Origin of the sequence: Methylobacterium durans, assembly GCF_003173715.1 — a bacterium.
Taxonomy (GTDB): Bacteria; Pseudomonadota; Alphaproteobacteria; order Rhizobiales; family Beijerinckiaceae; genus Methylobacterium; species Methylobacterium durans.
Genome location: NZ_CP029550.1, coordinates 1,430,415 through 1,443,612, shown reverse-complemented (window position 1 = coordinate 1,443,612; position 13,198 = coordinate 1,430,415). Strand labels below are relative to the sequence as shown.

General features: G+C 63.7%; 14 protein-coding genes and 1 other annotated feature. Of the genes, 8 read left to right on the top strand and 6 right to left on the bottom strand.

Features of this window, described 5'->3' with window-relative positions; all coding sequences use genetic code 11:
- Positions 1 to 254: 254 nt before the first annotated feature.
- The 5 genes from DK389_RS06720 to DK389_RS06700 all read right to left on the bottom strand — a co-directional run bounded on the left by DK389_RS06720 (position 255) and on the right by DK389_RS06700 (position 5,910).
- Complete coding sequence (locus tag DK389_RS06720) at positions 255 to 1,124, bottom strand: outer membrane protein (RefSeq protein ID WP_109888302.1); 870 nt, start codon at positions 1,122 to 1,124, stop codon at positions 255 to 257.
- A gap of 948 nt (positions 1,125 to 2,072) precedes the next feature.
- Positions 2,073 to 2,237, bottom strand: a complete 165-nt coding sequence (locus DK389_RS06715) for a hypothetical protein (RefSeq protein ID WP_162560539.1) — start codon at positions 2,235 to 2,237, stop codon at positions 2,073 to 2,075.
- A 133-nt stretch (positions 2,238 to 2,370) separates the two neighbouring features.
- On the bottom strand, positions 2,371 to 2,598 hold the full coding sequence (locus DK389_RS06710) for a hypothetical protein (protein WP_236960674.1): 228 nt from the start codon (positions 2,596 to 2,598) through the stop codon (positions 2,371 to 2,373).
- A 213-nt stretch (positions 2,599 to 2,811) separates the two neighbouring features.
- Positions 2,812 to 4,040, bottom strand: a protein-coding gene (locus DK389_RS06705) for an IS3 family transposase (RefSeq protein ID WP_109888298.1) whose coding sequence is annotated in 2 segments (ribosomal slippage) — positions 2,812 to 3,752 and positions 3,752 to 4,040 — 1,230 coding nt in all. Because the reading frame shifts where the segments join, the coding sequence is not laid out codon by codon here.
- Positions 3,643 to 3,759: a sequence feature (AL1L pseudoknot), on the bottom strand. Its footprint overlaps the gene before it by 117 nt.
- 184 nt (positions 4,041 to 4,224) lie before the next feature.
- Positions 4,225 to 5,910, bottom strand: a complete 1,686-nt coding sequence (locus DK389_RS06700; RefSeq protein ID WP_109888297.1) for a methyl-accepting chemotaxis protein — start codon at positions 5,908 to 5,910, stop codon at positions 4,225 to 4,227.
- 658 nt (positions 5,911 to 6,568) lie between these two features.
- On the opposite strand from DK389_RS06700, the gene DK389_RS33350 reads away from it, so the two are divergent.
- From DK389_RS33350 to DK389_RS06680, 5 genes are all read left to right on the top strand, one after another.
- Positions 6,569 to 6,742 (top strand): hypothetical protein, encoded by a 174-nt coding sequence (locus tag DK389_RS33350; RefSeq protein ID WP_194075169.1) that lies wholly within the window; start codon positions 6,569 to 6,571, stop codon positions 6,740 to 6,742.
- Between the two features lie 234 nt (positions 6,743 to 6,976).
- A complete protein-coding gene (locus DK389_RS06695; protein ID WP_109888295.1) occupies positions 6,977 to 7,201 on the top strand; it encodes a hypothetical protein in 225 nt (74 codons plus the stop codon).
- 95 nt (positions 7,202 to 7,296) lie between these two features.
- A complete protein-coding gene (locus DK389_RS06690) occupies positions 7,297 to 7,776 on the top strand; it encodes a cache domain-containing protein (protein WP_109888293.1) in 480 nt (159 codons plus the stop codon).
- A 276-nt stretch (positions 7,777 to 8,052) separates the two neighbouring features.
- Entirely contained in the window at positions 8,053 to 8,403 is a 351-nt protein-coding gene (locus DK389_RS06685) for a hypothetical protein (RefSeq protein ID WP_109888292.1), read from the top strand.
- 109 nt (positions 8,404 to 8,512) lie between these two features.
- Positions 8,513 to 8,794: a DUF6894 family protein gene (locus DK389_RS06680; RefSeq protein WP_236960672.1), complete on the top strand. Its 282-nt coding sequence runs from the start codon at positions 8,513 to 8,515 to the stop codon at positions 8,792 to 8,794.
- 270 nt (positions 8,795 to 9,064) lie between these two features.
- On the opposite strand, the gene DK389_RS06675 is transcribed toward DK389_RS06680, so the two are convergent.
- Positions 9,065 to 9,346, bottom strand: a complete 282-nt coding sequence (locus tag DK389_RS06675) for a DUF6894 family protein (protein WP_162560538.1) — start codon at positions 9,344 to 9,346, stop codon at positions 9,065 to 9,067.
- 834 nt (positions 9,347 to 10,180) lie between these two features.
- Here DK389_RS06675 and DK389_RS06665 point away from each other — a divergent pair.
- The 3 genes from DK389_RS06665 to DK389_RS06655 all read left to right on the top strand — a co-directional run bounded on the left by DK389_RS06665 (position 10,181) and on the right by DK389_RS06655 (position 12,342).
- Positions 10,181 to 10,504, top strand: a complete 324-nt coding sequence (locus DK389_RS06665) for a hypothetical protein (RefSeq protein WP_162560537.1) — start codon at positions 10,181 to 10,183, stop codon at positions 10,502 to 10,504.
- A gap of 889 nt (positions 10,505 to 11,393) precedes the next feature.
- Positions 11,394 to 11,690 carry a hypothetical protein gene (locus DK389_RS06660; RefSeq protein ID WP_109888285.1) on the top strand — a complete coding sequence of 99 codons (297 nt, stop codon included), beginning with the start codon at positions 11,394 to 11,396 and terminating at the stop codon, positions 11,688 to 11,690.
- Positions 11,691 to 11,907: 217 nt separating this feature from the next.
- Entirely contained in the window at positions 11,908 to 12,342 is a 435-nt protein-coding gene (locus DK389_RS06655; RefSeq protein WP_162560536.1) for a hypothetical protein, read from the top strand.
- Positions 12,343 to 13,198: the final 856 nt, after the last annotated feature.

Here is a 13,198-nt window from a genome sequence, read left to right as displayed (position 1 = left end):
TCCCGGCGCCCGCCAGACTGCGTTGGCTTGAAACGTCGGCGCGTCTCCACTCCTGAAAAGGCCTTGGGACGTTCCGTCCGGGCAAGCTCTCCTGTACCGGTCGAGAAGACAGCTTCGGGTTGAACCGTCCTGGGGATCTCGGGTTTGCTGCCCACAAAAAAAGCGCCCCGGGATCTCTCCCGAGGCGCCGTTTGACGAAGCGGCCAGGTGATCGGACGCTGGGGGCGCTCGGCCAAACTGCGTCGTTGTCGAGGTTAGTACGTGCCGAACTTGTAGTTCACGCCAGCCCGCACCACCGCGAACTCTAGCGGGTTGTTGCGCGCGACGAAGCCAGGCGCCAGGACGGGCACACCGGTCACAGTGTTGAACGCGAACACGCCGTTGTTGCGGTTGTTGCGCTCCAGGTTCACGTACAGACCTTCCACCCGGAACGTCACGGCCGAAGCGCGGAAGAAGTTCAGCCAGCTGTCGGCCGACAGCGCGTACTCGATGCCACCGCCGGCGGTCCAGCCGGTGCGGAAGTCGTCGTTGCCGCGGAAGCCGCCGAAGCGGGTCTCGTCGCTGCCCGAGCCGTAGGCGAAGCCGCCGGTGCCGTAGATCAGCGTGCGATCCCAGGCATAGCCGATGCGGCCGCGCACCGTGCCGAAGAAGTCGAGGCTGGCCAAGCCGATCGGGTTGACGAACTGGACGTTGGGAGCCGGCGCGAAGCCGGGAGTCAGCAGGAAGCGGTTGCGGTTGCGGCCGAAGTCGACGTACTGCGCGTCAGCCTCGATGCCGACCACCACTCCCGAGCCCGGCGTGAACTGGTAGTTGTAGCCGATCTGACCACCGCCCGAGAAGCCGTCGAGAGAGTTGCGGCCGCCGAACGCGACCTGCGAGGGAGCAAACGGCCCGACGACGAGTGGGCTGCCGGCGGGCAGGTTCACGACGAAGGGGCCAGTGTTGCGCGAGCTGGCGTCGAACGCGTAGCCAGCGTTGAAACCGGCGTAGAAGCCCGTCCAGGTGAAGACCGGGATCGGCGTGAACACCGGCGGGGGAGCAGCGCGACGCGGCAGGTCGGCGGCCGAGGCGGCGCCGGTCAGCAGAGCGGTGGCCGTGCTGGCGAGAAGAAGCTTTCTGATCATCTGGTCCTTGGCCCTCTCTACTATGGAGATAAAGCCGAGGAGAACGCCTGTTGCTGGCGGGTGCATAGTGCGGAAGCACAACACCCGACGGATAGCTAAGCGGGAAGCTGTGGCGCGCTCAGCTGAGACCGCATTTTGGTCTTACATGCGGCATCAGAGCCACATTGAGGCGTCAGCTTCCGGAAAGAAAAACCCCGCGAGCCGAGGGGCTGGCGGGGGCGGAGGTGGATTGTAGTCAATTCCTAGGACCAACCAGGAAAGCTCGCCGTTCAATGGAGCCCCTCGTGGCGGCACTTGCAAGGTGCCTCACCTCTGGAGGCATCCGATATCCGGGAGCGATGCAGCTGAGCCACACTCGGCGCAGGTGCGGGGCGCGGACGATCTGCGGCAGATCGTTCCTTAACACCACGATGATCCACGCTCCATAACGCTCAGTCCAGGAGCGGCTTCATGGCTCAGGTTCGAGGAGGGCACACTCAAACCGAGCTGAAGCGGGTGCATAACTCTGCGTGTGGAGAGAGCCCCGCTGCGCCAAGGGGGTGGGGCGAGCGGGGCTGAGGGAAGGTTGAGGTGAGGGCTGGGGTCCCTCGCGGCTAAGCTTCGCACGAACCGAACGACCGCGGCACCTGTGACAGCCGGTGTGTCGGAAACCGCACGGGTGCGAGCAAGACTGGCTGCGTCAGGCAAGCGCCAGGCGAAGCATAGCTCCAGCCGAAGCCGGGCGGTTGCCCGTCATGGCGCGGCCCCTGTTGGAGGACGCTGTTGAGACCGCGCGTGAGAGGGTGAAAGCGCCCAACCCTAGGACGTCCCCAGCTGCAGCACGAGCCCAGCCGGCGCCTGGAATGCTCCACACTTCTGGTGTTGCCCGAGGGTCGCGCGGACAGCCGCCACGACCTGATAGGCTCCAAGGCGGAGAACTGCGGATGATGAACGAAGGAAGCCGGCGCCTCAGGCCAGCTGCCTGCCGCGCTGGCGCCGTCTCCACTCCGCAATCGTGGCATCGAGCGCCGCTTTGCCGGCCTGTCGTGCTGCCTCGAAGGTCGCGTACGTGTGCAGGGAATAGGCCTTCATCTCCCCCGGCCGGCTCACCGCATAGGTGAAGCGGTCGGGCACGTGCCGAACCTGCCGAATGTCGAGCACGAACGGGTGATGGGGCGGCGTACAGCGCATGTCGGGAGCAGTGAGCCAGACCGCCAGGTGCCCTCATGCCTGTCGAGCGATCACGCGGCCTTGCCGCAGTCCCACGTCAGGCAGGGTCGAGTTCGAGGGCGAGGTCCGCGAGGTAGAAGGCAATGCGACGGCCCGCCTCCCGGTCCGCGCAGTCGACACAGAAGCCAACGGTGAGTGTGTGCCCCTCGTAGTGGCGCATGACGGACTCCGCCATCAGTGCGACTTCGCCCTCCGCCGGCGCGGACAGGACGCGCCGGCCGTCACGGGTCTCGAGCGTCACCTGAAAGCGCGTGTCGGGCATCATAGGTCCGTTCCATCGACCACTCGTCGGCCGGGCCAAGCGGCCAGCGTACAAGCTTAGCAACGGCGGAGCTCACAAACCGATCCAAATCGGGACAAAGAAAGCCTCGGCAGCGGCCATCCCGGTTGGTGTCATCTTGCGGGATAAGGTTGGCACCCGATCGCCCAACCTGCGAAGTGAACCGCACCGGGTTTCCCGGAGGCTGTTTGGTTTGGATCAGGCGGCCAAGGCTTGAACCTCGACCTCTGCATAGTAGCGCGCTTCCGCCTCGGCGGGAGGCACGTTGCCGATCGGTTCAAGCAGCCGACGGTGATTGAACCAATCGACCCACTCGAGCGTGGCGTACTCGACCGCCTCGAAGGATCGCCACGGCCCACGCCGATGGATCACTTCGGCCTTGAACAGGCCGATCACCGTCTCAGCGAGGGCGTTATCGTAGCTATCGCCAACACTGCCGACAGACGGTTCGATGCCGGCCTCGGCCAGGCGCTCGGTGTAGCGGATGCTCACATACTGCGATCCGCGATCTGAGTGACAGACGAGCCCGCTGCTGGCGAAGGGCCGACGTTGATGAAGGGCCTGCTCCAGGGCATCGAGCACGAAGTCTGCCCGGGCTGAGCGCGACACACGCCAGCCCACGATCCGGCGGGCGAAGACGTCGATCACGAAAGCCGCATAGACGAAGCCGCCCCAGGTGGCGATGTAGGTGAAATCCGCTACCCACAGCCTGTTCGGGCATTCGGCCTTGAACTGTCTGTTGACCCGGTCGAGCGGGCAGAAGGCAGCCGGATCGGGAATGGTCGTGCGAACTCTGCGTCCGCGGACGACGCCCTGCAGTCCTATCGCCCGCATCAGCCGCGCCACCGTGCAGCGCGCCACCGCGATCCCCTCGCGGGCGAGTTGCCGCCACACCTTGCGCACGCCGTAGACGCCGAAGTTCGCCGCGTGAACGCGCCGGATCTCGGCCATGAGCACGGCATCCCGCTTGGCTCGAGCCGGCAGTCTGCCGCGATCGGCCCGCCGCGCGGCATGAGCGTGGTACGTCGACGGGGCGATCGGCAGAACCCTGCAGATCGGCTCGACCCCGTAGGTGGCGCGATGATCGTCGATGAAGGCGATCATGACCGGGACCGGCGGTCGAGCTCCGCCTGAGCAAAATACGCCGACGCCTTCCTCAGGATCTCGTTGGCTTGCCGAAGCTCGCGGTTCTCCTGCTCCAGCGCCTTGATCCTCTCGCGCTCGTCCGTGGTCGGCCCGGCTCGTACGCCGCCGTCGCGTTCGGCCTGTCTGACCCAGTTCCGCAGCGTCTCACCCGAGCAGCCGATCTTGGCCGCGATCGATTGGATCGCCGCCCACTGTGAACCGTGCTCGCTCTCATGCTCCCGAACCAGCCGGACTGCCCGCTCGCGAACCTCAGGGGAGAAGGGTGGAGTATGCTTCGTCATGGCTCCAGTCTCTCAAGAGTTGGAGCCTCCGAAAATCCCGGAGCGGTTCAAAGCCCTCGCGGATTGGATGTTACGGAACGCTGACCTCACGCTCGATGGAAGCGCCACACAAGACAGGTGGTAGATGAACAGCAAAGGGCCGCCTCGCCGGCGACCCTTGTCACCATCTCGCCTTTTGCTTGCGTCAGGCCGCACGCACGGTGCTGAGGAAGCGCGTGACCTCGGCTGAGAGGTGCTCGGACTGGCGCGACAACTCGGAGGCAGACGCGAGAACCTGAGAGGCAGCCGCACCCGTGTCCTCGGACGCACGTGCGACGCCGGCGATGTTGCTCGTCACCTCAGACGTGCCAGTGGACGCCTGGGCCACGTTGCGCACGATCTCTTGGGTGGCTGCACCCTGCTCCTCGACAGCCGCCGCAATCGTCGTGGCCACCGCATTGATCTCGCGGATGCGTGCCGTGATCGAGCTGATCGCGCTGACTGCCTGACCCGTCGCGCCCTGGATCTGGCCAATCTGGCCAGAGATCTCCTCTGTTGCGCGTGCCGTCTGGCTGGCCAGCTCCTTCACCTCAGCGGCTACCACGGCGAAGCCGCGGCCCGCCTCACCGGCGCGAGCTGCCTCAATGGTGGCGTTCAGTGCAAGCAAGTTCGTCTGGCTGGCGATGCTGGAGATCAGGCCGACCACGTCGCCGATCTTGGCTACCGCACCGCTGAGCTCCTGCACGAGCGTGGCCGTCTGATCCGCCTCACTCATGGCTCGCTGCGCCAGATCCGTCGAGCCAGACACCTGCCGACCGATCTCCTGCACGGACGCGCCCAGCTCCTCGGCAGCCGCAGCAACTGTGTGGACGTTGGCCGCAGCTTCCTCAGCCGCAGCCGCGACCGTTGTGGACTGGCTGGCTGTCTCCGATGCCGTAGCCGTCATCGTCTGAGCAGTCGCCTGCAGCTCGGTTGCGGACGACGAGACCATGCCGACGATACCGCCCACCGCCTGCTCGAAGCTGTCGGCCATCTGCCGCATGCCGGCTTTGCGCTGCTCCTCGGCTGAGGCACGCGCCAAGGCTGTCTCCTCCTCCAGAGCACGAGCGCGGATGAGGCCAGCCTTGAACACCTGTACGGCATCGGCAATCCGGCCGATCTCAGTGGCCTCGCCCTGATGCGGAACGCTGGCACTCAGGTCGCCACTTGCGAGCGCCTGCATCGGCTGCACCACCGAACTGATCCCACGCGAGATGCCGTGGAGGATGAACGCTGTGAGACCAAGCGCCAGCACGACAGCCGCGCCGCCGATGCCGATCATCACGAGTTTGATGGTCTGGGCTGACTGCTCACCCTGCACGACAGCAGCGTCGCCAGCCTGATTGTTCATGGTGATGAGGGCATCCATCGCCTCGGCAGCGGCTTTGATGTGCGGCCGAACCTGGGTCAGGTTCTCAGCGAGCGCCACATCCTTGCGGCCCTCCCGCGAGTGCGCCAGCACGGGTTGCACCGCAGCGAGGTACGCTGCCCACTCTGCCTGGAACTTGTCGAAGAGCTCAACTTCTCCCGGCAGGCTGATGAAGGGTTGGTATGACCGCACAGCGCGAGCAACCAGATCTGTTTTGGCTGCAAGTGCCTTCTCTTCTGCCTGCATCTTAGCAGCATCGGGGTAGATGATGTGGTTGAGCACGCTCACGCGCACGTCGATGACGTTCCCGCGCAGCTCACTTGTGTACCGGATACTCGGCAAGCTGTTGCGGCCTATTTCCTGATTGGCTTGCGAGAGTACGCTAATGCCATGTGTTCCAGCTATCGCCACGGCGACGATGGAAGCGATCAGAAATCCAAATCCTATGATAAGCTGTTTGCTGATTGATAATGAGAACTTCACCGCAGAATTCCTTGCGTTAACTGAAGACGCTGACGGTTTGCGCTCGCTTTCATTGGCGTTGCGGCGGCACCGTCAGACCAACAAGGATCTGCTTGCGCAGCTAATGCCGGTCTCCATTCAGATTTTGCCGTGCTCTGATTGAACTATGGTTAAGTTCCTTGATGCGGTCGGACGCTCACACGTGAGGTTTGACTTCTCCGTTGAGCGGCACAGCGGAAAGACTCGGTCTGACACACCGTTAAAAATGGACCGGCGCCTTTCGGACCACCCAAAACGGACCATGGCTCTGTCACCGGATAGTCGTTCTATCCACTAGGGTAGACTTCAACGAACATTCTGCTCTTGACGGGCAGCGTTGCCTGAGCGGAGCTGTGCTGGGCAGCGGTTCGACGCCTTCAGCGTGGGCCAGCAATAGGCTAAAGGTTTATATTCCTATAATGCGCATCCGCCTACAGACCTCAACCTAGAGCAGTTGTCAAAATCGCACGCCACACTCTAGGAAGCGCGGAACAATAGTAGATCGTGCGTTTCACAATCTAGGAGGGTTGTCTCTCGGCGCCTGTTGAGACGCCGGCGAGCCTCAATGAGCCTAATATTTGATCATGACAATAAAGCGAATCGGTGTACTCTGCCCACTCCTCCGACAGGGGAGTGATAGATGCGCGGGATCATCATGTTCGCCGCAGCCTTTGTGCTGGCCGCTGGCGCGTTCTGGGCCACCATGCTGACCGCTCCGCCAGCCTCGAAGGCGGCTCACTACACGCCGCTCGACATCCGAGAGATGACGATCAAGGCCAACCCCGGAGCCGGCGAGCGCCACGACGCGTTCTAGTCCATCGTTCTGGCTAGCCCGCCAACCTTGCATGCGGCGGTTGCTCCTGCCGCCGCGCAGGCCGACAGAGCAACAGCGAATCACTGCGTCGCCTTCAGCGTCTGCCCGTAGAGGGTGGCGCCCTCAAGCCTGACGATGTTTGCGCGCGGCACATCTCCCTGGGCGGCGCGTTTTCAGCAGCAGGCAAAGGGAAGTCCTTGGCGCGCCGGCCCCCTGCATCCTCTGGATCGCCCGATGGCTGTGCCGCCCGTTCCTCCCATCGTTCAGGCCGCTGCCTTCACGCTCGGCTGCGCCATCATCCACGCCTTCCGGCGTCATCATGAATGGGTGACCGGCGTCTTGGGAGCCGTCGCGTTCATGCTCCTCCTCACCGTCGCGGTCGCAGCCATCCCGGCCAATGACGGGGTTAGGAGGAGCGAAGCCGAGCAGGACGTCTCTCTCGGATCAGCAATGCAGTAGCGAGGCGCAACGGCCAAGCCCGCCGGGCCCTTGAACGTGCGCCTCAGCTGGCTCTGCGCCTTGGCTTCAAACTGGACCTATGCGGGCGCCGTGCCATGCTTAAATACGCTCTGCCTTTCCTCGCGTGTCTCATGGTGGTGGCAGCAACTTCTGCTGAGCTGCAGCAACCTCCCACAACGGCTGAGAGAGCTGCGCGGATCGAGGCCCTGGTCAGCAAGGCTGCGGCACTCGTAGAGGCAAGAGGAAGGGCCGTCTTCTCTGAATTCAGAAAGCGCGACAGTGAATGGCGGTTCGGTGAGTTTTACCTATTTTCTGTAGATTTTGACGGTAAGATTTTGCTCAACGTTGAATTTCCACTTCGTGAAGGAACGATCCGGCTGAAAGAGAAAGATGCCGATGGAAATCGGTATGTCGAAGAGTTTATAGAGGTTGCTCGGACGAGTGGTTCCGGCTGGGTCGATTACATGTTCCCCAAGCCCGGTCAGAGATATCCATCTGTGAAATGGAGCTACATTAAGTCAACGACGGTAGATGGGACGCCGGCGCTGATCGGCGCGGGCTTCTACCCGGATTAACCCGAGGCCCGACTCGCCCCGTCGAGGTGGTGCGGCCTTCGGTATGGCTTTTCAGCCTTCGCATCTAAGAGCCTTCCGAAACAGTCATGCGTCGCGTGCATGTCGCGTCCTGTCCGTTGGAGCATACCCCCAGCGTACCATCGCGGGCGCATGACTGGACTGCCGCCGTTAAAGGGAAGCCTCGCCGGGTTAGTGCGCGAGTAGGCGTAGTGCCGAACGCGGTCCTCGGTTTTGCTGCATTCGTACGCCAGGAGGAGAGGCATCCGGAGCTGCCCGATGCGTCTTCCTCTCTTCCTCCTCGCCCTGCTCGCCATCAGCGTTCCTGTCTGTGCCAAACCGCGTGCGGCTCACCCGCAGCCGAGCGCCGAGACAATGCGGGAGCACGCTGAGGAAACCGGCGCCATCACGCCGGAGAACGCCGAGGCCTATAGCCAGCAACGCGCGTTCGACGAGCGCATGGACAAGAGCAGCCAACAAGCTCTCGGGTCGGTTTGCAGTGGCTGCAAGGAGCGCAGAGCGCAGGCTCAGCCTAAAGTGTCACCTCCGAAAGCCATGCGGCATGAGGCCGACGCGGAGTCGATCTACCGCGGCCGGAAGTTCGATCCCGCACAGGCTCGAACCGAGTAGCTGGCTGATCCGCAGGCGGCCCTTCACGCCCTCTTAACCATAAGCCGCGATGTCGAGGATGCAGCCGCTCTTCGACGTGTGAGGCGCGCACAGGTCTCCGAGGCTAACCGTGGTCACCTCCAATCCGCTCAGCGGCCAACGCAGCACGATCAAGACGCCCCGCTACTTCATTGACCTGCACGACGGCTCTGGGCTGCTCCGTGACGACGAAGGGTTCGAGCTTCCCGACGAGGAAGCAGCGCGCGGCAAGCTGACGAGCATCCTGGGCCGCGTCGCCCGCGAGTTTCTGCCTGACACGGACCAGCAGGTGTTCACCGCCGCGGTGCGCGACCAGACTGGAAAGGTGATCCTCCGAGCGCGCCTGTCGCTTGAGGTCGAGCGAACCAACTAGGCCGGCAGCAAAAAAGAACCCCGCTGCCGCAGGGGTGTGGCGAGCGGGGCAAGCAGTTGGAGGTTGCAGCGGTGAGGGGACCAACCCACCGCTAAGCCCGCCTTAAGCGCACCGGGCTACTGGCGCATCACCTATTCTGCGTATGCGGCGGACACGACACAAAGAGGGGCCGCCCCGAAGAGCGGCCCGAGTCTATGGAGGAAACGCCCATCCGCAGGGTGGGGATGAGGACCATGCCAGCGCCGTGCCATGAAGCACCGGCCATGGGGCTCAGGCGACCTGCAGGATGATGTGAGTGGGCGGAGCCTTGGCGGGAACCTGAACTCGGGTGCCGGTCAGGTTCAGCGTGGACGCGTAGATCACCCGCCCAGCCTCATCTCGCACGCTCGCAAGGAGCGTCCTCTGACCCGCTGTAATGGGTTCATTGGCTGCGATCTCAGCCAGCAGCCTATTGGCCATGACGCCGATCGCAGCCTCATCAGCGCACTCGGTGCCGACCGTGTCGCGCGTGGCGGATTGCTCGTCGTGAACGTCGAAGAAGTAGCGGGGCACTGACCTATCTCTGTTCTGTTCGTCCGCGGCTGAGGCACGCGAGGCCGACAGCCCGTGCCCGCAGGCGAATGGCTTCCACCCGGCCCCGGCGGGCATGTTCACGAAGAGCTTGCGCGGCGGCGACATCACCTCGCAGTTCGAGATGGGTGGCCGCGCCGGCCAGCTCCGTCGCCGCCGAGTCGCAGAGGTCGGCGCTGCTGAGCAGCCGTGGGAACTCGGCGTATTGCATTGCAGCAATTTACGCACGCTCGCAGTGCATCGCAACAAAATCGAAGCCTGTGCGGCCTATCGTACCGACGGTGCTTTTACGATCGCTCATCAGCATCCCGGTAGGTGGCCACGGCAAGGCCAGCCGGCGGCTGCTCGCACCCATGACAGCGCACGCGCCGGGCAACCGCCACCACATCTTCGTTGGGCTCTGCCTCGAGCTCTCCCCACGTCTGGTGGGTCCCGCTCCCGCACTCAGAGCAGCGCAGGATACGCAAGCCACGATAGCCACTCGCGCGCCAATCCGAGACCGTGCGCACCGGCGCGAAGGTCATAAGCTTCTCCTCGGGTGTGGAAGGAGGCGGCTCATACCCGTGCTCGATGACACTATATCTGCGCAAAACTTCGACGGGCCTGCCTCTACAAGGATGAGCTGGGCAAGCGCGGCTCCTTCAGCGGCGGCTTACTCGGCGACGCGCTGAAGTCCTTCAACATCGGCGACCGGTTCGGGGCGAGTCTGCTCCCGAAATACGCCTACGGTGTCAGGCGATTTTGATCCAGGTTCATGACAGGCCTGATTGCGCACAATATCATAGGCCGCAATCTAGTTTTCCCACGGGACCTGATATGCCACCCAAGGATGATAGCGCGGCGACAAACATGACTGCGGCACAAGCCGATCTTGCGTCCGTCGCGGTGCAGATCGAGACGCTGACCGGGGCCTTCAAAGAGGGTATCGATCTTGGCTCACGGGATCGTCAGATGCTGTCCCAACTGACGATGCTGCACTATCAGGCGCAGGTCCTCCGGCTAGAGGCGGCCAAGATCGCCGAGACCCTCGGTCACCTCTACCAGGGCAAACCGAAGTTCCTCGAAGCCGCAGAGCGGATTGCCGACACCGTTGACCATCTGGTGTTCAAGAACCGGAAGCTACCCTGGTCAGACCGCTGATGTTCTGCCGGCCGCGCTCCGAGGTCAGGAGCCGCCGGCTCTCGGTGTTTTGCGCCACCTCCGAGTGGGCGCGGGCTGCCGATGTTCAAAGCAGTCCAGTGGCTTAACCGGGATGGCCCTGGGATCGCTCCAGAGCCTCGCACAGACGCGCGGCCACGCTTCCGCACCCTGAACCGCCAGACCCTCTCGGCCGCCTACGGGGCCCCTGGCACGCCCAGCGGCTCCGGCTCCTCGCAGAGCGCGGTGCATGCACTCAAGCAACACCGCGAAGCAAGCCAGATAAGCCGTCGCGACGACCAAGAGCGGTGCTACGTGGACGCACCACAGGAACAGGGCAAGGCAGCCGAGGTAGGCCGTCACCGCAACTGGCATCTGTCGTCTCGGGCGCGAGTGTTGCGTCTCGCGCACGAGTCGGCGGGGTGAATGCCCAGGCTCACGGGACCTTCGGGGCGAAGCGAAACCAGCTTTTCAGGGGAGTGGCTAGGGACGAGCCGAACTCGTGCGGCCCCTCGACCACTCCCCCACCGGAGAAGGACCCAAAGACCACACCTTGGCGCAGGGAACGCGATGCGCTCTGCTGCATCACGCCACCCTCAGGAAAGCGCCACATGCTCAGATTTCTCGGCCGATGGTTCATGCTCTCTGTCGTCTCTGGTCTGTTGCTCGGTCGGTTCATGAGGGCAGGCAAGGGGCCGCCGACGCGGGAGGAAGAGACAAGATAGCGACCTATCTGGACTTCGCTCATGAAGTTCCGCAAAGCACTAATCCAATGCCAGCGCTTGCCACGAACTGAACACAATTCGATAAACGTATGTTGTGGATTGCCTTTCCGCCGGTCGGCAGGATTTCTGACTGGGGAGCGTACTGAGTAACTGTATAGGAGTGTGGCATGACGGAGTTCAGCCGTGCCAAGGACGAGGTGATGACGCAGATTGCGTTTTCCCTGCTCAGCAACGCATACACAGAACTGGCCAGAACCCTGATCGGGATTGAAGAAGAGCCGGCCCGTCAGCTGCTGAAGGCTGTCCAGCAGAAGGCAGCCCTGCACTCCTCCCAGGCTCTCGAAGCCGACAACGACAGCGAGATCAGAACGGAGATCCTCGCGGCCGCCGCTGACAAGGTGCAGGCGGTCCTGAGCGAGGCGCTTCAGCCTGCAGAGGTCGAGCCGGAGCCGCTCGCAGCGTAAACGCGAGGACGGCTTCGACGCGAGTGGCGGGTGCACGGCGTACTTCGGCACCCGCCAGTTTACTGACGCCCTCAGTGAGCCGTAACCGCCAGCACCTCGGCGAGATCGGCCATCATGAGAACCTGCCGACCGAGGCGACGGCTCGCCTGCGTTTGGAGCATGTGCACGCTGGTCAGGGGCACCGGCCGCGCTCCAAGGTCAGGAGCCGACGCTCTCGGTGTCTCACACGACCGCCGAGGGGCATGAGCCGGCGCATAATCAGCAGCAGCAGTCCCGCATCCTCAGCCTGCCCGGCCGAACGCCGAGCAGACCCTCAGCTCGCATGCAATTGACCGTGGTTATTGTTGGCCTGGGCGGCATCTGCGACCAATGCGGGATGAAGATACAGGAAGGTCGCTTTTATCGCACGCGTGATGGACGGACCGCCGGCCCCCTCGCGGCTCGCGGCGGCCGCTCTCTTGGTTGGGAAGGACGCGTCGAAGGGTTCGACGGGATCCAAAGCTGGACCGGTGATGGTTATTTCTTGCCGAGCTGCGAACAGCACAGCCTGGACCTGGTAAAGCGCGCGCAGAGTTCTGTCGGCATAGCGATGGACCAGATGACCCTTGATGATTATCGGCGCGGCATCGCTAAGCTTCGGAACACGTTCTAAAACAAAGACCGAAGGCGCGAGATCCCGGGGCGATCGCAGTCCATTCTTTGCATCGCAGTCCCGGTTCCGAGGTAGCTGTCGCTGCACAAATGCGGTCCGTAGCGGTCAGAGCGTAGCCGCAACCATACTACCGACCTTGCATTGGTCCCCATCAGCAACAGCTGGAAGGCAGATGGATGGTTGTCGGATATGGTCTTATCGCCGTGCTAGGGGGCGCCCTCAGTACGACTCTGCTTTGGTCTCACGGAGTAGTTGAAGCCCTTGCGGCTGCCTCGATCGGCGGCAGCCTCGCCGCACTCGCTACCGCAAGCTGGGTGCTCGTGCGTGACCTGCCGCTCGGCAGCCGCCGCGTTCGTGGTCCGTCGGCCCGCGCGCAGTTCGCTCCTGTTTGGACGGCCGCGGTGCACTGCTGATCCGGCAGGCGCCTTGCCCGCCTGAAGAGCTCGCCGGCCGCGCCCCAAAGGACAGGGGGCCGCCGGCTCTCGGCTGTTCTTCGCCACCTGCCGAATGGACGGGGCCGCCCCCATGTCCACGGGCGGTCCGCTGGTTCAACTGACGCGGCGCAGGATGGTTCAGGACGCCCGCACAGACTCGCGGGCACGCTTCCGCACCCCCCGGGCGTCAGATCCAGCAGGTCCGCGATGGTGTCGACGGGGTGATTACCGAGGCTCATGCCGCCCTCAAACGAAATGAAAGGGCATCTCAAAGTCTGTGGCTAGGCAGAAGCTGAGCTGCGGCGGACCGTCGCCGCAGGGGGCTCCGGAAGGACCCGGTGTAGGGGTGGGGGCTCCCTTGCCTCCGCTCTCGGAGCGGGCTGTTCGCTGAGCGGAACGTCGCCTCCCTGGCCCTGTTGACC